Origin of the sequence: Streptosporangium sp. NPDC051022 (assembly GCF_040683035.1) — a bacterium.
GTDB lineage: Bacteria > Actinomycetota > Actinomycetes > Streptosporangiales > Streptosporangiaceae > Streptosporangium.
Genome location: NZ_JBFBCF010000001.1, coordinates 341894 through 360488, shown reverse-complemented (window position 1 = coordinate 360488; position 18595 = coordinate 341894). Strand labels below are relative to the sequence as shown.

Annotated in this window: 17 protein-coding genes; 5 read left to right on the top strand and 12 right to left on the bottom strand. The window is 69.5% G+C overall.

Annotated elements, in window-relative coordinates:
• Window positions 1–11: 11 nt before the first annotated feature.
• The 3 genes from AB0N02_RS01645 to AB0N02_RS01635 form a co-directional block, all read right to left on the bottom strand.
• Window positions 12–1769 carry a phosphatase PAP2 family protein gene (locus tag AB0N02_RS01645; protein WP_363941345.1) on the bottom strand — a complete coding sequence of 586 codons (1758 nt, stop codon included), beginning with the start codon at window positions 1767–1769 and terminating at the stop codon, window positions 12–14.
• A gap of 613 nt (window positions 1770–2382) precedes the next feature.
• Entirely contained in the window at window positions 2383–3477 is a 1095-nt protein-coding gene (locus AB0N02_RS01640) for a winged helix DNA-binding domain-containing protein (RefSeq protein WP_363942480.1), read from the bottom strand.
• A gap of 198 nt (window positions 3478–3675) precedes the next feature.
• Window positions 3676–4098 (bottom strand): VOC family protein, encoded by a 423-nt coding sequence (locus tag AB0N02_RS01635; RefSeq protein ID WP_363941342.1) that lies wholly within the window; start codon window positions 4096–4098, stop codon window positions 3676–3678.
• 147 nt (window positions 4099–4245) lie between these two features.
• On the opposite strand from AB0N02_RS01635, the gene AB0N02_RS01630 reads away from it, so the two are divergent.
• Window positions 4246–5217 (top strand): transcriptional regulator, encoded by a 972-nt coding sequence (locus AB0N02_RS01630; protein WP_363941339.1) that lies wholly within the window; start codon window positions 4246–4248, stop codon window positions 5215–5217.
• Between the two features lie 89 nt (window positions 5218–5306).
• Here the strand turns inward: AB0N02_RS01630 and AB0N02_RS01625 are convergent, their stop codons facing one another.
• From AB0N02_RS01625 to AB0N02_RS01605, 5 genes are all read right to left on the bottom strand, one after another.
• Window positions 5307–6515, bottom strand: coding sequence for a cytochrome P450 (locus AB0N02_RS01625; protein ID WP_363941336.1), 1209 nt, complete (start codon window positions 6513–6515; stop codon window positions 5307–5309).
• Window positions 6516–6839: 324 nt separating this feature from the next.
• On the bottom strand, window positions 6840–7601 hold the full coding sequence (locus AB0N02_RS01620; protein WP_363941335.1) for an ABC transporter permease: 762 nt from the start codon (window positions 7599–7601) through the stop codon (window positions 6840–6842).
• Between the two features lie 34 nt (window positions 7602–7635).
• Window positions 7636–8439 (bottom strand): ATP-binding cassette domain-containing protein, encoded by an 804-nt coding sequence (locus AB0N02_RS01615; RefSeq protein WP_363941332.1) that lies wholly within the window; start codon window positions 8437–8439, stop codon window positions 7636–7638.
• Entirely contained in the window at window positions 8436–8852 is a 417-nt protein-coding gene (locus AB0N02_RS01610; protein ID WP_363941330.1) for a DUF1048 domain-containing protein, read from the bottom strand. Before AB0N02_RS01610 ends, AB0N02_RS01615 begins: the two co-directional genes overlap by 4 nt.
• The gene (locus AB0N02_RS01605; protein WP_363941329.1) at window positions 8849–9184 is read right to left on the bottom strand and encodes a PadR family transcriptional regulator; all 336 of its coding nucleotides are present in this window, start codon (window positions 9182–9184) and stop codon (window positions 8849–8851) included. Before AB0N02_RS01605 ends, AB0N02_RS01610 begins: the two co-directional genes overlap by 4 nt.
• Before the next feature lie 220 nt (window positions 9185–9404).
• Between AB0N02_RS01605 and AB0N02_RS01600 the strand changes: the two genes are divergently transcribed.
• Both AB0N02_RS01600 and AB0N02_RS01595 read left to right on the top strand, forming a co-directional pair.
• Window positions 9405–9527, top strand: a complete 123-nt coding sequence (locus AB0N02_RS01600; protein ID WP_363941327.1) for a hypothetical protein — start codon at window positions 9405–9407, stop codon at window positions 9525–9527.
• The gene (locus tag AB0N02_RS01595) at window positions 9524–10192 is read left to right on the top strand and encodes a class I SAM-dependent methyltransferase (protein ID WP_363941325.1); all 669 of its coding nucleotides are present in this window, start codon (window positions 9524–9526) and stop codon (window positions 10190–10192) included. Before AB0N02_RS01600 ends, AB0N02_RS01595 begins: the two co-directional genes overlap by 4 nt.
• A 116-nt stretch (window positions 10193–10308) precedes the next feature.
• On the opposite strand, the gene AB0N02_RS01590 is transcribed toward AB0N02_RS01595, so the two are convergent.
• A complete protein-coding gene (locus AB0N02_RS01590; RefSeq protein ID WP_363941322.1) occupies window positions 10309–12126 on the bottom strand; it encodes an APC family permease in 1818 nt (605 codons plus the stop codon).
• A 1248-nt stretch (window positions 12127–13374) separates the two neighbouring features.
• Here AB0N02_RS01590 and AB0N02_RS01585 point away from each other — a divergent pair.
• Window positions 13375–14622 (top strand): amidohydrolase family protein, encoded by a 1248-nt coding sequence (locus AB0N02_RS01585; protein WP_363942478.1) that lies wholly within the window; start codon window positions 13375–13377, stop codon window positions 14620–14622.
• 35 nt (window positions 14623–14657) lie between these two features.
• On the opposite strand, the gene AB0N02_RS01580 is transcribed toward AB0N02_RS01585, so the two are convergent.
• From AB0N02_RS01580 to AB0N02_RS01570, 3 genes are all read right to left on the bottom strand, one after another.
• Complete coding sequence (locus AB0N02_RS01580) at window positions 14658–15413, bottom strand: GntR family transcriptional regulator (RefSeq protein WP_363941320.1); 756 nt, start codon at window positions 15411–15413, stop codon at window positions 14658–14660.
• 469 nt (window positions 15414–15882) lie between these two features.
• Window positions 15883–16818 carry an SDR family NAD(P)-dependent oxidoreductase gene (locus tag AB0N02_RS01575; RefSeq protein WP_363941317.1) on the bottom strand — a complete coding sequence of 312 codons (936 nt, stop codon included), beginning with the start codon at window positions 16816–16818 and terminating at the stop codon, window positions 15883–15885.
• A 234-nt stretch (window positions 16819–17052) separates the two neighbouring features.
• Complete coding sequence (locus AB0N02_RS01570; protein WP_363941314.1) at window positions 17053–17175, bottom strand: hypothetical protein; 123 nt, start codon at window positions 17173–17175, stop codon at window positions 17053–17055.
• Between the two features lie 114 nt (window positions 17176–17289).
• On the opposite strand from AB0N02_RS01570, the gene AB0N02_RS01565 reads away from it, so the two are divergent.
• A complete protein-coding gene (locus tag AB0N02_RS01565) occupies window positions 17290–18543 on the top strand; it encodes an oxygenase MpaB family protein (protein ID WP_363941311.1) in 1254 nt (417 codons plus the stop codon).
• The last annotated feature ends 52 nt before the right edge of the window (window positions 18544–18595 follow it).

Below are 18595 nucleotides of genomic sequence, written 5' to 3'. Positions count from 1 at the left end.
GCCGGCGGTACTCAGCCCTTTTCGACCTTGTTGCCCTGCGGGTCGAGCACGTACCACTTGGCGCCGAAGGAGTTGAGACCCTGCCCGGTGATGTCGCCGGGCTTGACGTCGCTGACGAAGTAGTACAGCGGGTGGCCGTTGTAGGTGACCTGGACGGTGTGGTCGGTCCTGGTGGTGGTGCCGAGCAAGGCGGGTGACGCGCCGCCGCCGGCCTGCGGCTTGCCCGTGGCGGTCAGTGGCGGCCAAGCTTTCGCGCACGCGCCGTAGCAGGTCGGGCTGGTGCCCTTGTCCGCCTCGAACAGGTACAGCGTGCGTCCTTGACCGTCGACGAGGATCTTGCCGAACTTGGAGTCTCGGACCGCGACGGTGGCGCCGGCGGGGCTGGCGCTGTCGTCCGGGGTCTTTCCGGTCGGCGCACTCGGGACGGCCGGCGCGAGCTTCGACTGGCCGAGCGCGTAGCGGGCGATGGCGGTGCCGAGCGCGTTGCCGGACTTATGGTCGAGCCGGGTGTGTACGCCGCCCCAGATGCGGCTGAGCCCGGCTTCGGTCGCGGTGGCGCTCAAGCTGGTGTAGGGCTTGGTGTACGGCCGGGGGCCGCCGGCGGTGGCCGGTGAGGTGAGGGTGAAGTCGTTGCGGTCGCCGTAGAAGCCGGCGAGCACCGTGGCCGCGGCCGTGCTGATGTCGCTGTGCATGCCCGGGTAGGACGGGTCGGGAGGGGTGGCGACAAGCGGGGTCCATGCCGGGTCCCGTTTGACCTGCGGGTTGCCGGCGGCGAGGCGGATGGCGGTGATCGGCCGCCAGAACCGGTATGTGTACTTGGCGTCGTAGATGCCGATGGTGGCATCGGCGACGGTGAGGTTGAGCAGGGCGAACATGTCCGCCGACTGGTCGAGGTCACTGTGGCGCGCGAGGGCGACCTGCTGGGCGATGTCGTACCAGTAGTTCTGGGCGGGGCCGCCCCAGAGCTTGGCGAGCGTGGTCTGTTCCGCCGTACGGGTGGCGCTGCGGGCGGCGCCGACGGCCTTGACCTCGTTCATGGCGCCCGCGTAGGCGGCGCCGGCCAGCGCGGGAGGCGCGGGGGGACGGAACTGGTGGCCGGTACGGAGCAGGAACGGGGTGACCTTGCCCCACTGGGTGAACTCCGGCGCTTTGAAGGCGGGTGGGGTCGGCCGGTAGTCGCCGGGTTTGCCGGTGGTGACGTAGGGCGGCGGGGTGGCGTCAGCGCCGTCGTGCGCGCGCAGGGTGATGATGGCGCGGGCCGCCTGGGCGCCGACCTTGACGCCCTCCTGTTTGGCGCGGCCGTCGGGAATGCCGGCGAGATCGGTGGACAAACGGCGGTCCAGGTCGGCCTTGTGCGCGGGGTACAGGACGGTGAGGGTGTCGTGCGCGGCCTCCGCGGCCGCCGCGGGACGTGACGCGTCCTGCGGCGCGGTGAGATCGGGTCCGTAGAGGGGATGAGCGCGGCTGATCGCGTTGACCGCGTCGTAGACGGCCGCGCTCATGATGGCGAAGTTTCGGGTGGGGTGAACGGTGGGCGGCTGTGCGTGCGGACTGCGCACGATGTCGAGCAGCGTCCGGTTCCATTCGATTACCACGTTGCCCCGGGCCGGCTGTGCGCCGACGTTCGCGGTCGCGAGGGGGGCGGCATGGGTGGCATGGGCGGCGGGTGCCGCGGTGTGCTGGGCGCCGAGTGTCAAGAAGGCCACCGCGAGCGCGAGCACGGGCCGCCGCTGGATTCTCACCGGTTCTGGAAGCGCGAAGATCCTCACGATCCTCCTGTCGGGCAGCGGAGGTTGAGGAAAGATGACAGGCCACTTCAGCGTCTCCACGCTCAACCAGCGCCCACCGTGTCAGGGACCGCAACCCGGTCGGGGTTCGGCCCGGCTCGTAGGGCTTGCGTCGTCAGGACCTTTCCGGCGCCTCACCGGTTCGGCCGCGAAAGCCACTCCAAATGATGGCGAAAAGCATCGGAACGACAGGACGCAACTGAAAGCTACGATCTCGTTGTTCTCCGCACGGAGAACAGTGCCCCTTCGTCAACATTGCCCGCCGACTCGAATATTGAACGCAGAAGAATCTCTCTCTTGAGCGAAGACATTTCCCGGCATGGTGGCCGGCGGCGAGAATGTTTTGTTCATCGGCCACCACAGGGCACTACACGACACCCACGGTTCTGGGTTAATCAAATACTGTCGCGTTTACCACCATAGCCGACAGCAAGTGCCCGTAAACATTGCCGGGGCAAAGCCCTATGCAAGGTGAGCCATCCGCTCCGCGGCGCCGGTAATCCTAACCCCGGTGCGAAGTGTCAAGAAAATGGCTCGGGCACAAAAGCCCTGGGGACGCTGCGTCATGTGATGCGGATGATTCCGATCGGCCGGCTCACCGAGGGGTGATCCGCACGCGATCGCTGTCGCCGTCGGAGAGGAACGACGCCAGCGCGCGCCCCTCCTCGGCCACCGCCGTACGGCCGGCCCGGGAGAAGCCGCTCAGCGGGGCGACGACCACGGTGCCGGCCTCGACGGTCCAGGTGCCGGCCACCCGGCCGTCGACCAGGACGACGCGAGCGCCGGTGACCGACAGGCCGCGGTGGGCGTCGTCGATGATCCGGCCGCGGTCGTGGTAGCCGAGGATCGCGTTGTCGAACGCCGGCAGGAACCGTACCGGCGCGGGCGTGTCCGGGTCGGGCCGCGGCCCGCCGGGCAGGTCGAGCAGTTCCCGGCCCCGCTCGTCGCGGAAGGCGACCAGCTCGTCCCGGATCGCGGCCACCGCGGCGGGCAGCCCGGCCAGGCCGGACCAGGCACGCAGGTCGGCCACGGCGGCGGGACCGAACGCCGCCAGGTAGCGCCGTACCAGCTCCTGGCCCACCGGGTCGGAGCCGTCCTGCGCCGGCGGGTCGATGTCGCGCCCCAGCCAGGTGGAGAGCAGCACGTTGCGCACTCCTCCCCTCGCCCGCCACAGCCCGCGCGGCGGGAGCTGCGCCACCGGGACGAGGGCCGCGATCAGCATCTCCCCCAGCGCCCGCGGTCCCGGCTCCGACCAGCGGTCGGCCAGTGCCCGTACGAGCTCGGCCATCGAGCGGGGCTCGCCGTCGGCCATCACCGCCCGGCCCGCCGCCGCGAGCTCGTCGAGGTCCACGCCGGCCAGCTCGCGACGGTAGGTCCCGAGCACCCGCTGACGCAGCATGAGGTCGTGGCGCGCCCGCCAGGTCAGCACGTCCTCGGCGGTCAGGAGGTGGACGGTGCGGCGCATGAGGTGGGTGCGCACCACCCCGCGCCCGGCCAGCAGCTCCGACAGCACCGCCGGGTCGAACGCGCGCAGCCGCGACCAGAGTCCGGTGAACGGCTCCTGCGGCTCCTGCGCCTGCATGCCGCACAGGTGCGCGACGGCGTCGAGCACCGGCACGTCGGCGCGATCGAGCAGCAGCTGCCGGGCGAGCGTCGCGCGGTTGAGCGCCCGGGTGTCCAGAACGGTCATCGTGGTCACGCCGCGGCACTTTCGCCGGCCGCCCGCCGGCGCAGGGCCGCCCGCGTGATGGCCGGTGGGTCGTAGGACACGTCGAGCGGGCCGATGTCGCCGCCCGGGGGCCGCATTCTCATTTCGGGGTGTTCCCTTCGCTCTGATCGACGGAAGGCCGGTGAAGGCGGGGGACGGCCTCCGTCCCCCGCCCCGTGATCAGCCGTTGTACGGGCTCACCACGTCCAGAACCCAGACGACGCCGAAGCGGTCCTTGAGCATCCCGTACAGCGGCGCCCACTGCGCGGGCCCCAGCGGTTGCACGACGGTCGCCCCGGCGGACAGCCTCTGCCAGTACTCGGTGACCTCCTCCGTGGTCTCGCCGCGCACGGACAGGAAGAACGAGTTCTCGCCCTGGTTCCACGGCAACCGCGAGGGCACGTCGTAGGCCATGACGTGGAAGCCGTTGCCGGCGGCCACCTGGCCCCACATCACCTGATCCGCCTCGGCGGGGTCCTGCACGTTTCCCGAGTCCTTGTACGTGACGACGGCGACGTCACCGCCGAACACGGACTGATAGAACTCCAGCGCCGCGCGGGCGTCGCCCCGGAAGTTCACATGTGCCACGGACTTGACGGACATGTTCGACCCCTGATCTCTGCTCATCGTCCCCGGGCGTCATCGGGCGCGCCCGGCCTGCGCCACCGGCCGCGGACTTGTTCGGCCGGGGACAACAGTCGCAGGGGAAGTGGCCAGGTTGTGTCCTCTTCTTCCGGCAAGATGGATGACATGCCGAAAACCTCAGCGCGGCTGCTGGCACTGCTCTCGCTGCTCCAGACCCGCCGGGACTGGCCGGGAGCGCTGCTGGCCGAACGGCTGGACGTCAGCCCCCGCACCGTACGCCGTGACGTCGACCGCCTGCGCGAGCTCGGCTACCCCATCACGACCTTCAAGGGGCCCGACGGCGGATACCGGCTCGACGCCGGCACGGAGCTGCCCCCGCTGCTGTTCGACGACGAGCAGGCCGTCGCCCTGGCCATCGCCCTGCGGCTCGCCACCACCAGCGGCGCCGACATCGGGCAGGGCGCGGCCCGCGCCCTGCACACCATCTGCCAGGTCATGCCCGCACGGCTGCGCCACCGCATCGACACCCTTCAGGTCACCGCCGTCGAGCGGCCGGGGCTCCGGCCGGACTCGCAGGTCGACGGCGACGTGCTCATGGCGCTCAGCGCCGCCGTCCACCTCCGGGAGGAACTGCGCTTCGACTACGCGTCAGGAGCCGGCGACGGCGACGCGCCGGCCCCGCCGCGCCGGGTGCAGCCCCACCACCTCGTTGCCTGGGGCGGACGCTGGTATCTCGTCGCCTGGGACCTCGACCGCGAGGACTGGCGCACCTTTCGCGTCGACCGGATCACCCCGCGCACCCCCACCGGCCCCCGCTTCACACCGCGCGAGCTGCCCGGAGGCACGGTGGCCGCCTTTGTGACCGCCAGGTTCAGGGGTTCCGACGGCTCCTCCGCCGACTGGCCGTGCCGTGGCGAGGTGATCCTCGACCTGCCCGCCACCGTCGTGTCCCGCTACACCCGCGAAGGAGTCGTCGAAGAGCTCGGCCCCGGCCGCTCTCGGCTCGTTCTGGGGTCATGGTCGTGGACCGGCCTGGCCTCCGCCATCGGCAGGTTCGACGCCGACATCGAGGTCGTCGGCCCGGCCGAGCTCAGGGACGCCTTCGCCCGCCTGGCCCGCCGCTTCGCCAGAGCATGACATTCAAAACATCAGGACCGTCCCCGCGCGAGCGCAGGTGGTCATCCCGGCCCGGGTGAGCGCGGGACGGGACAGGTGCCGGTCGGCGGTCACACGTCCCAGGTGACCGGGAGGCTTTTGACCCCGTGGATGTCCGCGGTCTCCGGGCGCAGGACGACCTCTTCGGCCGGTACGGCCAGGCGCAGCGTGGGGAAGCGGTTGACCAGCGCGGGGAGCGCGACGCGCATCTCGACGCGGGCGAGCTGCTGGCCCAGGCACTGGTGGATGCCGTGGCCGAAGGCCAGGTGCCCGCTGTTCTGCCTGCGCAGGTCGAGCAGGTGGGGATCGGTGAAGCGCTCGGGGTCGCGGTTGGCGGTGTTGTAGGACAGGATGACCGTCGTACCGGCTTTGATGGTCTGGCCACCCAGCTCGACGTCCTGCAGCGCCGTCCTCATGAATGTCTTGACGACGGTCAGATACCGCAGCAGCTCCTCCACGGCCCCGTCGGTGAGCGCGGGATCGGCGCGTAGCGCGGCCAGCTGCGCGGGATTTCGCAGCAGCGCGAAGGTGCCCAGCGCCAGCATGTTGGCGGTGGTGTCGAACCCGGCCGACAGCAGGATCAGGGCCATGCCCCGCAGTTCCTCGTCGGTCAGGTCGCCGCCGGTGAGGTCGCTGAGCACGTCGTCGGTGGGGTTGGCGCACTTGGCGGCCACCAGCTGCGCGAGGTACTGCTGGACGGCGATGTAGGCCGCCAACATGTCCTCGTCGCCGGTCTCCCCGTCGAAGAACCTGTCGATGTGCTCCTGGAAGGAGCCCCGGTCCTCGTACGGCACACCCAGCAGCTCACAGATGATGATGGCGGGGATGGGCCTGGCGAAGGCGGTCACCAGGTCGACCGGCGGGCCTGCCTTGGCCATGGCGTCCAGGTGGTCGGCGGTGATCTGCTCGACGCGCTCGGTGAGCTGTCGCATCCGCCGTACGGTGAACTTGCCCACCAGCGGTTTGCGGTAGCGGCCGTGCTGCGGCTCGTCCATGAGCAGGAACTCGCCGGGCGGCGCCGGGGGGACCTCGATGTCGCCGTAGTCGATCAGCGGGTGGTGGCGCATGAGCTCCTTGCGCGAGCTGAACCGCGAGTCGGCCAGGACCGACCTGACCAGGTCGTATCCGGTGATCAGCCAGCCGGGGTGTCCGCCGGGGAAGACGTAACGGCTGATCGGGCCGTGCCGGCGGGCGTCGATCAGCTCTGCCGGCGGGTCGAAGGGACAGCCGGGCTGACGCGCGGCCGGCAGCGTGGTGACGGTGTGGAGGGATTCACCCATGACCATTCCTTGTCTCGCGATGGTAGGTGTGTGGCGCGGCTCGAAAGCCGGGTTGCGTTCAGAACTTCCGTCAGTCACGGGAAGTGCGTTCAGCCGGGCGATCAGGGCCGAGGTGAGGACAGGCCTTCGAGGCCGCTCATCGCGCCTTCAGGCCATGACGGCTGTACGGGTGCACTGCGGAAGGCTGTTCGGGCGGTGCTTAGATGGTTTCCGGCGATGGCCGGGAATCGGGATGCGCACCGACGGGCACGCACGCGACCGTCGTGCCGTGATCTGCCTCTCCGCCACGCCGGTGCGGGCCGGGACAGGCTCGGTCAACGCGGTCTAGGAGATCCTGCGGCGGTAGACGGCCATGGCGAAGACGTAGGCGACGACGAGGGTGCCGGCGCACCAGGCCAGGGCGATCCAGATGTCGGTGCCGACCGGCTGCTGGGTGAACAGGTTACGGATGGCGTTGACGATGGCCGTCACCGGCTGGTGCTCGGCGAAGGCGCGCAGCGGGCCGGGCATGGTGTCGGTGGGCACGAACGCCGAGCTGATGAACGGCAGGAAGATGAGCGGGTAGGAGAACGCGCTCGCGCCGTCCGCGGACTTCGCGGTAAGACCGGGGATGACGGCGATCCATGTCAGTGCCAGGGTGAACAGGATCAGGATGCCGGCGACCGCGAGCCAGGCCGGCACTCCCGCCGCCGAGCGAAAGCCCATGAGCAGGGCGACGAGCACGACGACCACGAGTGAGATCAGGTTGGCGACCAGTGAGGTCAGCACGTGCGCCCACAGGACGGACGAGCGTGCGATCGGCATGGACTGGAATCGTTCGAAGATGCCGCTCTTCATGTCCAGGAAGAGGCGGAATGCGGTGTAGGCGATGCCCGAGGCGATCGTGATGAGCAGGATGCCGGGCAGCAGGTAGTTCACATACGAGTCCGACCTCGAGTCGATCGCGCCGCCGAACACGTAGACGAACAGCAGCATGAAGGCGATCGGCATGATCGTGGTCGTGATGACGGTGTCCAGGCTGCGGGTGATGTGACGCAGGGATCGTCCCAGCAGGGTGGCGGTGTCGCCGAGGAAATGCTTGGGCATCGTTGTTCCTTACTCGTCGGTGCCGGCGTTGCGGTCATCGCCGGCGTTCGCCGTCCTTGCCGTCCTTGTCGTCCTTGCCGTCGGCGCCGACGAGTGCGAGGAAGACCTCCTCGAGGGTCGGCTGCTTTTCGACGTATTCGACCTTGGCGGGCGGGAGCAGCTGCTTGAGCTCGGCGAGGGTGCCGTTCACGATGATCCGGCCCTGGTGGAGGATCGCGATCCGGTCGGCGAGTTGTTCGGCCTCGTCGAGATACTGCGTGGTGAGCAGCACCGTCGTGCCGCGGTGGGCGAGTTCCCTGACGGCCTGCCACACCTCGATGCGCGCCTGGGGGTCGAGTCCGGTCGTCGGCTCGTCGAGGAAGACGACCGGCGGATCGCCGATGAGGCTCATCGCGATGTCGAGGCGGCGGCGCATGCCCCCCGAGTACGTCGACACCTTCCGCGCGCCCGCGTCGGTCAGCGAGAAACGCTCGAGCAGGTCATCTGCGATCTTTCCCGGATTCTTGAGGTGCCGCAGCCGGGCGACCAGCGCGAGGTTCTCCCGCCCGGTGAGGATTTCGTCGACGGCGGCGAACTGTCCGGTGAGGCTGATGGACCTGCGCACGTCCGCGGCCTGGGTGGCGACGTCGAAGCCGTTGACGCCGGCGCTCCCCGCGTCGGCCTTGAGCAGCGTGGACAGGATTCTCACGATCGTGGTCTTGCCCGCCCCGTTGGAGCCGAGCAGGGCGAAGATGCTGCCGTGCGCCACGGCGAAGTCCACGCCGCGCAACACCTGCAGCTCCTTGTACGACTTCTCCAGGCCCCGGACGTGGATCGCCTGGGCTTGCCGTGTCGTCATCGGACCGTCCTGTCCTGTTCTCCGGTGTCGTCACCGGCGGCGCGATCGATGGCGCCGGCCAGCCGTGCCCGCTCCCGGCCGATCCACTGGCCCTCCGGGTAGTTGCGGAGAAACGCCTCGGCGAACTCCACGGGGTTCTCCCCGAAGATGTCGCGGATCGAGGTTCCGTCCGCCGCGCTCTGCTCGAACAGATCGGCGAGATCCTCCAGCATCGACAGCAGGCTGTCCGCCTTCCCCGGCCCGAAGTACATCAGGTACCGCTCCAGCGCTTCGACCGCCGTGCGATAGTTCTCCGGAAGCTGCTTGATGCGCGCCTTGTAGTGCCGGTAGCGCCGCTTGTCCTCGAACGGCCCTACGACCATCTCCAGGTACTGCCGGTAGCGGCTCTTCTGCTCGTTCGGCTCTGTGGTCATGTCTGGTTACCTCCTTCGCGGAGCTGTTCGAGCCTTTCGGCAAGAAAGCTCCAGTTCCTCCAGAACTCTTCGAGATGCTCGCGTCCCTGGGCGTTCAGGGAGTAGACCTTGCGCGGCGGCCCCTTCTCGGACGGAACCTTCTCCACGTCGACGAGGCCGCGCTGCTCGATCCTGACGAGCAACGCGTAGATGGTGCCCTCGGCGATGTCGGAGAAGCCCTGGTCCCGCAGCCACGCCGTGATCTCGTAGCCGTACGCGGACCGGCCGGACAGGATCGCCAGGACGATGCCCTCCAGCGTCCCCTTGAGCATCTCCGTCGCCTGCTTGCCCATGAACACCTTCTACTTAGTGTTATTGACTACTGGTAGATAGTAACACTGAATAGTGGTGACGCAAGCCCGCACCGCAGGCATGTGGGTGCGGGCGACCTGATCGCTGTTCGCGGGCGAGCCCGCCGTCCGCTCGCCGCCCTCATCGGGCTCCTCGCTTCACTGCCGGGCGGCCGACGCCGGGCGCCCCTGGAGGGTCTGCTTCCGGGGAGCGGAAGGCGCCGTGAAGAAGCGTCAGAAGAACGTGAAAACCGAGGCCAAAGCCGTACTGATCCCGTATCGGCTGTCGTCTCCGGACGGGGACGTGCCCGACAGTGGACACGTCGAACCGGAGGAGGAGACATGACAGCGCTTGTGTCCGATCGCGGCGAACCTCGAAGCCTCGGCGAGGCGGTCGGGCGTGGGATGGAGCAGTTCCACCACCCCAGGCCCGTGTGCACGGGAAAAGGAGAGAAAGCCCGGCCGACGGTGCCGCGTGAGCGGCTGGTGACCGGGCTCACCGGCAGGGTCCTGGAGATCGGCGCCGGCGACGGAGTCAAGCTCACCTTCTTTCCGGCAGATCTCGAAGAGATCGTGCTCGTCGAGCCGGACCCGTTCCTTCGCGCTGTGGCCCGGCGCTCGGCCGCCGGTGCCCGAACGCCGGTGCGCATCGTCGACGGCACGGCGTCCCGGTTGCCTATCCCGGACGCGTCCTGTGACGCCGTCGTCTGCTCGCTGATCCTGTGCTGCGCACCCCGTCTGGAGGTCGCGCTCCATGAGGTGCGGCGGGTTCTCCGCCCGGGAGGGGAGTTGCGTTTTCATGAGCACCAGCGATCGGCCCATCCCGTCGTCGCGCTGGCGGAAAGCGCGGTGACGCCACTCTGGTCGCGTGTCTGCGGCGGCTGTCACCTCGCCCGCGACGTCGTGGCCGCCATCGAGCGGGCGGGCTTCGTCGTCGAACGGCTCGACCACTTCTCCTTCTGTCGCGTCAGCCACGTCGTCGGCGTCGCCCGAGCGGCCCGGGAGGAGTGACCTCCCCTTCCGGAGTCTTCAGACACCGGTCGAGCGGTCTCCTCTCTCCTACTCCCTCGTCTTTCCCGCGCCCTCGTCGCCGGTCTCTCCCGGCCTTGCTCCTGTCATCGCCCCTGTCATCCGCCGAGGGGCACCCGGAAACGCATCCGGCACACCACCGCGTCGGTACGGCGGCGCAACGCCCTGGCGAGGACGGCTCCGCGCTGGTTCTGCAACATACGCTGCCAGGCGTGCGTGGGCTCGACCTCGGCGATGAGCACGAACACGTGGGCCTCCGGGACGTGCCCGAGATAGTCGACGAGGGGCTCGTCCAGACGCCGATGGGCATCGAGGATCTGGACCAGCTCGACGTCGGGATGCCAGCGTTCCCATGCCTCGACGAACGCGTGCGCGGCCCGCTCGTCGCCAGGATGGGTGACGTTGACGGCGATCACGCGGTCGCCGAGAGACAGGGCCGCGGCCAGGGCGTCGTGGGTGAGGCGGTTGACCGCGTGGACCGGGACGACGACCAGGGAACGGCGGGGCCGGGGCGGCGCGGGGGTCCTGCCGAGTTCCAGGCGTTCACCGATGCGGGCGTAGGAGCGGTTGACCCACCGCATGGCGACCACCATGAGGGGAAGCGTGACCACGATCAGCCAGCCGCCCTCGGTGAACTTCGAGACGGTGACCACGACGGCGGCCAGGGCGGTGAGCAGCGCGCCGAAGCCGTTCAGCGCGGCGCGCCACCGCCAGCCCGCGGGACGGTCGATGATCCAGTGCCTGACCATCCCCGCCTGGGAGAGGGTGAAGCCGACGAAAACGCCGATCGCGAAGAGCGGCACCAGCAGGTTCATGTCTCCGCCCGCGACGACCAGCAGCGCGGCCGAGGCGAGGGTCAGGAAGCCGATGCCGTAGCGGTGAACGTGCCGGTCGGCGCGCAGGGCGAACAGGTGCGGCAGGTTGTTGTCCTCGGCCAGCAGCTGGGCGAGCACGGGCAGGCCTCCGAAGGAGGTGTTGGCCGCCAGCGCGAGCAGCACCACGGTGGAGAACTGCACCAGGTAGAACAGCGGACCGTCACCGAGCGAGGCCCGGGTGACCTGGGCCAGCACGGTCACCCCTTCGACCGGGGTGATGGCGAACCTCTCGATCAGGGTGGCGATGCCGAGCAGCATGACCGCCAGCAGAAGACCGAGAGCCACCTCGGCGTTCTGCGCGCGCCGTACGCGCGGCCGCTTGAAGGAGGGGACGGCGTTGGCGATGGCCTCGACGCCGGTGAGCGAGGCACAGCCGTTGGCGAAGGCCCGCAGCAGCAGTAGGACACCGGCGGCCTGCAGGTTCTGCGCCTGCGCGGCGTGCTCGACGGCGGTGGCCGGCTCGCCGCGGACCAGGCCCGCCACGATCACCAGGAGGACGGCGCCGACGTAGAGCGCCGTGGGGACGATGAAGACACGGGCGCTGTGCGCGATACCGCGCAGGTTGACCGCGGTCACCAGAGCGAGCACCGCCAGGCAGAGCCAGACCGTGTACGGCAGCAGCCCGGGAAAGGCGGAGGTGAGCGCCGCGACTCCGGCGGCCACGGAGACCGCCACGTTGAGGACGTAGTCGACGATGAGGGACGCACCCGCGACGAGGCCGGCGTTCCGGCCGAGGTGGGTCTTGGCCACGCCGTACGCGCCGCCGCCCTCGGGGAAGGCCGCGATGACCTGCCGGTAGGAGAAGGTCAGCACCGCCAGCAGCACGGCGATGGCGATCGTGACCGGGACGGTGAACCCCAGCCCCGCGCCGCCCGCCAGAGCGAGGACCAGGACGATGGCCTCGGGACCGTAGGCGACCGAGGCCATCGCGTCGAGTGAGAGCGCGGCCAGACCGCCGACGACGCTCAGCCGGTGCCGGTCACCGGTATCGGAGGGCTCCTTGGCCGCCGGGGCCGCGGCAGGGGTGAGCAGTGCGGACATCAACATTCTCCAGGAACGGGATATGTCATAAATAGTCCTCTTGAAGCGGCTCTTTCCCTCCGCTCCCTACGCATCCTTGATGGCGGCCCCCCGTATTCCTACGCGGCGTTGACTCCTTCACGGTCGTGGTCAGCGGGTGAGCGGGCCGGGTTCCCGCGGAGCCGGACCATGTGCCGGCGCGGACGGTGGCTCTCCTTGGCGTCCCCGGACCCCCGGACCTCGTGCGGCACCGGGCCGGCCGAGGCGTGATCACCGGTGCCGAGCCGTCCGTGATGGAGGGGAACGCCGATCATCCCGCCGACCGGGGTCACGCCACGACCTTGATGAGAACAACGAGGGCGGACACCAGAATGACCAGGTAGATCGGAATGACGTAGTCGGGTGCGATGCGCGGGCGGCGCATCACGCCGCCCGCGGGCATCGGCCTCGGCAGTCCATCGCGCCGACGGAGTCGATCACGATGGCGTCGACGCCTTCGGGCATTCCTCCTGGCGCGCGTTCACCGGGCCACGTCCGGGCGTGTTCGTCTTCCGGGACTTCGATCGGCCGGCTTCGCGAGGTGAGCCCGGCCGTGGTCCTCCTGCCCACCGGGATCCGGAAGAGGCGACAGGACAGAGGCCGGTGGCCGGAGTGGACCGGAGACGGCAGAGGTCTGCTCCTGCATGGGGTTGCCATACGTTGCTCCTGCTCTTTTGGCCAGGCCACGTGGCGAGGCAGGAGAGACGGTATGCCGCCCGGAGGCGGAGAGAGCCGGCCTGTACGGCATTCTGACGGTTCCACGCCCGACCTTGACGCCTCACCAACGTGTGACCACGTTCGGCGCACGACCGCGTTCCCCCCGAAGTGGCGATCCCGAGGGGCACGGCGCTCGCCGGGGCCGGCGGGACCGCGGGTCCACGTGTCGCGAGGCCGGATTTCAGGGGTGTCCGGACGGGCAGGCCCGGAGACCCTTTCACGCTTCGCTCCGCGTGTCCGGGGTCTGCCCACCGGCCTGAGCTTTGGTATACAAATAGCCTGCAGAAGCGCAGCCAAGCCCCGCGCCCCACCGCACCCCCTCACGTCCCGGAAGAGCTCTGCATGCGGAGCAGCCGCCCCCCACCCCTCGATCGCACACCCGAGGTCTGCCCATTAACCTGAGCTTTGGTATACAAATAGCTCGTGGAGGCGTAGCCGCGCCGTACGTTCCACATCGCACCCGCTCATGCCCTGGGAGAGCCCCGCATGCGAAGCAGCCGTTCCCACCCTTCGGTGTTGGCCGACGTCACACTCCCGGACGGCCGGCGTGCCGACGTGTCCCTCCGCGAGGGTCTCATCGCGTCCATCCGCGAGCGCTCCCCGGACGGCGGGGCGCCCACCGAGGACGTCCGGGCGGCCGGGGACGTCGGCGACGACCGCGTGGACCTGGGCGGCGCGCTGCTGCTCCCCGCCTTCGTGGACGGCCACTCCCACCTGGACAAGACGCTCCTCGGGGTTCCCTGGCAGCCGCATGTCCCAGGCGGCACGATCCGCGAGCGGGTCGAGAAGGAGTTGCGGACCCGGCGAGGGCTCACCGCCCCGGTCGCCGAGCGCGCCCTGCGGTTGGCCCATCGCATGGTGGGGCACGGCACCGGTCACACCCGGTCACACGTCGACGTCGACCCCGAGGCCGGCCTGGCGAACCTGCACGCGGTACTCGAGGTCCGCGAGCGTGTCCGCGACCTGATGACCGTACAGATCGTCGCGTTTCCGCAGAGCGGGGTGATCACCGCGCCCGGCATGCCCGACCTGCTGGACGCGGCGCTGCGTGAGGGCGCCGACCTCGTCGGCGGCCTCGACCCGCACAGCTTCGACGGCGACGTGGACGGGCAACTCGACGTCGTCTTCGGGCTCGCCGAACGGCACGGTGTCGGCGTCGACGTTCACCTGCACGATCCGGGCGAGATCGGGGCCGGGCAGCTGCGGGACATCGCCGCGCGCACCGCCGCCCTCGGCCTGGGCGGCCGGGTGACGGTGAGCCACGCTTACTGCCTGGGCCAGGTCGCCGACGCCACGTTCGCGCGGACGGCGTCGGCGCTCGCGGCCGCGGGGGTGTCCATCCTCACCAACGGCCCCGCCGGGTCGATGCCGCCCCCGCTGCGGCTGCGCGAGGCGGGCGTCCGGGTCTTCGCCGGCTCCGACAACATCCGTGACGCGTGGTGGCCGTACGGCACGGGCGACATGCTGGAGCGGGCGACGATCATCGGTTTGCGCGGCGATTTGATGACCGACGACGAGTTGCACGTCGCGGCCTCGCTCGTCACCACGGAGGCCGCCGGGGCGCTGGGCCTGGACCGCTACGGGCTGGAGCCGGGCAGCCGCGCCGACCTCGTCGCCGTCGCGGCGGCGAGCGTCGCCGAGGCGGTGGCCGCGCACCCCCGGCGCCTGATGGTGATGCACGCCGGACGGGTCGTGGCGACCGACGGCTGCCCGGTGGCGGGACTGCCGGCCCCCGAGCCGGGTGTCCAACGGGCCTGGTAGCCCGTGATGCCGTCGATCCTGTGGATCATGTGGCCCTAAGGTGCGCGCCTGATCGTATGACGGGCGCTCGTCGGCCGGGGCGCCTGCGCCTCGTTGAGGAGTGACCGCACGATCGGGAGGGTGTCGTGCCGGCTGTGCTCCACGTGCGCGAAGGCCAGGGCGGCGGCCAGCTCCACCTGACCGGACGAGATCGCCCGGTAGAGCTCGGCGTGCTCGCGGTGGAAGTCGACCTGGTTGCTCTCGGGCACGATGTAGAAGAGCCGGTTCACGCGCCCGAGGATCGGCGCCATGAGATCTTGCAGCAGCTGGTTGTCCGAGAGCGTCAGGATCTCGGCGTGGAAGCGCGAGTTGGTGGCTGACAGCAGCACGCCGTCGTTGGTGGCGACGGCTGTCTCCGCCTCGTCGAGGATCTGCCGGAGAGTCTCGGCGGACGCGCCAAGCGAGCACTGCTCGGCCGCGAGCCGGGTGGCGAGCACCTCGAACGAGCCACGCACGTCGTAGAGCTCGTTCACGTCTCGCACCGTCAGCGAGGCGACCACCGCGCCGCGCCGGGGCAGGCTGCGGATGAACCCCTCGCTCTCCAGCCGCGGGAACGCCTCGCGGATGGGGATGCGGGAGATGCCGAGCTCTTCGGCCACAGTCCGCTCGCGGATACGCGCGCCTGGTTTGTAGGTGCCGTCGATGATCCGCTCGCGCACCCACTCGTAGGCCAGCTGGTCGAGGGAGAGGCCGGGTGTGTCGGCCGGTTCCCCCTCGACCGTCGGCGGCCGATCTTCCTTTGGAATGGACACCCTCAACCTCCGTGCTCCGGCGATCCATTCTAAGCGTGATCAAGCTCCGCCCGCCCCGGCTCACCTCAGCGTGATTTCCGTTTTGGCATACAGAATAAGCGAAAGCGTCTTCAATACCATGAGAAAAGCGACCTAATCTGAAACTGTGTATGCCAACATGGCCGTTGAGAGGATCGACGTGAGTCACACGACTCTGCGCGACGGCAAGCGCGTCTGCAAAGGAACTCTGTCTTCACCAAGCGCGGGAGCCGACGCGCCTGGTCCGGCGACAGCCGATCCACCAGGTGGTGAAGCTCCTCATATGCATGCCCGGCGCTCATGGCCACAAGTCTGCGCTCACGTTTCCGCGAGCGGCAGCGACACGGCGCGCTCACAGGCGGGGAGCCCCGGCCCCCACGGGGACTCGCGGGGAGCCGTGCCCCGTCTACCTGTACCTCATGACCTGAGCCGGGAGCGTCAAGATCGGTGGTCAGGTCTGCTTCAGGAACCCGCCGTCTACGGCGAAGTCCGCGCCGGTCGTGCTGGCCGAGCGAGGTGAGGCGAGCAAGGCGACCACGTCGGCGATCTCCTGTGGCTCGACCAGACGGCCGGTCGACAGCTTCATCATTTCGGGTGCCACCTGATTGATGACGCTGTCACGGTCCGTTCCGACCTGGGCGGCGATGATGTCGGCCGCTCCGCCGCTCTCCGTCCACCATGCCGTACGCACCGGACCCGGGGAGATGGTGTTCACCCGGATGCCCTGGGGGGCGAACTCCTCGGAGAGGGCCTTGGTCAGGTTGTTGAGGCCCGCCTTGGCCGCGTTGTAGTCGACGTTCATCGGAGCGGGCAAGCGGGCGCTGCCCGAGGAGACGTTGACGATCGAGCCTCCGCCGCGGGCGAGCATCGGCGTGATGGCCGCCCGAACGATGCGCACGACCGAGAACAGGTTGAACTCGAACATCACCCGCCAGTCTTCGTCGGTGGGGGCCAGGAACGAGAAGCGCGGCAGGGCCACGCCGGGCGGCGGTCCGCCGGCGTTGTTCACCAGGATGTCGAGCCCGCCGAACTCCGACACGGCCTGTTCCACGATCCGCACGGGAGCATCGGCGTCCATCAGATCGGCCTGAACATGGATCAGGTCTCCGCTGAGCGCCTCCAACTCGGGGGTGCTCTTCCGCGAAGCGGCCACGACTCGGACGCCTTCGGCGAGAAGCGTACGAGTGACGGCCAGACCGATGCCCTTGGAAGCACCGGTGACGACCGCGACCTGACCGGAAAGCTGGAGATCCATATCGTCTTCCCTCGTTTTGGTTTTCATCCGACAGAGCGGATGGGCCTTTTCGCTGAACACGTTACGAGCGGCCGGGTGACGAGAGATGGCGTGATTCGGACGAGCAATTGCAGCGGAAATCAGACGCGACATCCGTATATTCGCGCATGCTTTACAAGCAGACGTGTGCCCCACCGTTCGGTGCCGGTGGGATCGGCCGGACAGGGGCGTCGGGGGCCGGGCATGGGGCCTCCCACGCCCGGCGGCACACCCCGGCGGACAATCGGGCGGTTACGCGAACACCGGCTTTCAGTCGCCCTTCAGCGGGAATTTCCGGCCGGATATGACCACGCCACCGGCAGGGGTTCCCGCTTCGACCGGAGCGGTTCAGCCCCCGACGTAGCTCTCGGCCAGGGCCGTGAGCTCGTCGACGAGTTCCTCGCGCGGGATGTCCGGACCATCGATCACCCAGCGGATCGTGAGAGCCTCATGGACACGACGATCACCCATGCGCGGGTCGTGACCCTCCGGACGTCCTGCGCCTTGACAACATCGCTCCTGTCGAGGCGCCTTCCGCATATATGCGAATTGTATGCGAGTGGTCTATCGCATTATGAATGTGGCATGACCTCCGTCGCCACCGACCCCCACCCCACCCGCTTCCGAGAGGCCGAGCGGCGCGGCCGGAACATCTCCCGTGCGCTGCTCCGGCTCGCCCGCATCAGCCACGAGATCGACGAGTCGTGCATGGAGCGGATCCGCACTGCTCTGACGGAACGCGACGAGCTTGGGGCCGACCTGGCCGAGGCGATGCGCCTTTCTCCCGGCGACCCCGACCGTGTCGCTCACCACCAGGTGGCCGCGGCCCTCCGCGATGCGCCTCACAGGGCGAGCGACCTACCGCCGGCGCTCGAGCGGTTCATGGACGAACTCACCGCGGTGCCCGAATGGGTCGACTGGGACCGGATCGAGCGAGGTGCCGCCACCTTCCGGTACCTCGGCCGCAACGCGAACGACGTACTCCTGCAGCTGTCACTGATCGGGGGCTACCGTTTCGGCGGACCGGCCGACCTTCTTGTGCTCACCGGCGGCCTCGGTGGTGACAACACGCTCAGGCGTCTCGCCGAGACCCAGAAGTGGACGCATGCGGTCACTCGAGCCGGCGGTCTCCGGCCCGGCGCCGAGGGGTGGCGACTGACCGTCCACGTGCGCGCGATGCATGCCCTGGTCAATTCACGGTTCGAGCCGCGCTGGGACAGCGAGCGCTGGGGACTGCCGATCAACCAGGCCGATCAGGCCGGAACGCTGGGCCTCTTCGATGCCACCGTGATCCTGGGCTGCCTCGGGCTGGGGGTACCCCTCAACCGCCGGCAACGCGACGACCTCATGCACCTGTGGCGCTACGTCGGATGGCTGATGGGCGTCGACCCGGACTTCCTCACGGACGAGGAGAGCGTGCGGCACCGGATGAACTACCACATCCTCCTGTCCGCCGGAAAGCAGACGCAGGCCGGCCGGGACCTGGCTCGCGCAGCCGTCGACGCCCAGCGCATGCGCGACTTCGGCCACAGGAGCGCCGTGGTCGAGCGCCTGCACCGGCGCTATGAGCACGCCCGCACCCTGAGCATGCTCACCGCGTTCCTCGGCCCGTCCGGCATGCGCGATCTCGGGCTGCCGGCACGCCTGCCGTGGGCGCTCGTCCTCGCGCTCGCAGGCAACACGTTCCGTTACCGCGTCCTCGGGGCGCTCCCGGGCGGCCGCCGCCGCGCCGGGGAACGGGGCGCCCACGCCCAGGAACGCGTCCTCGCCTCCACCTTCCGCGACCGGCCGGCCGAGGTGGGCGAGCTGCCCGAGGCTCACATCGACCGCCGCGCGTAGGCAGGCCGACGTGCCGGCGATCACCGCTCGCCGGTGAGCGCTCCGCTTGACG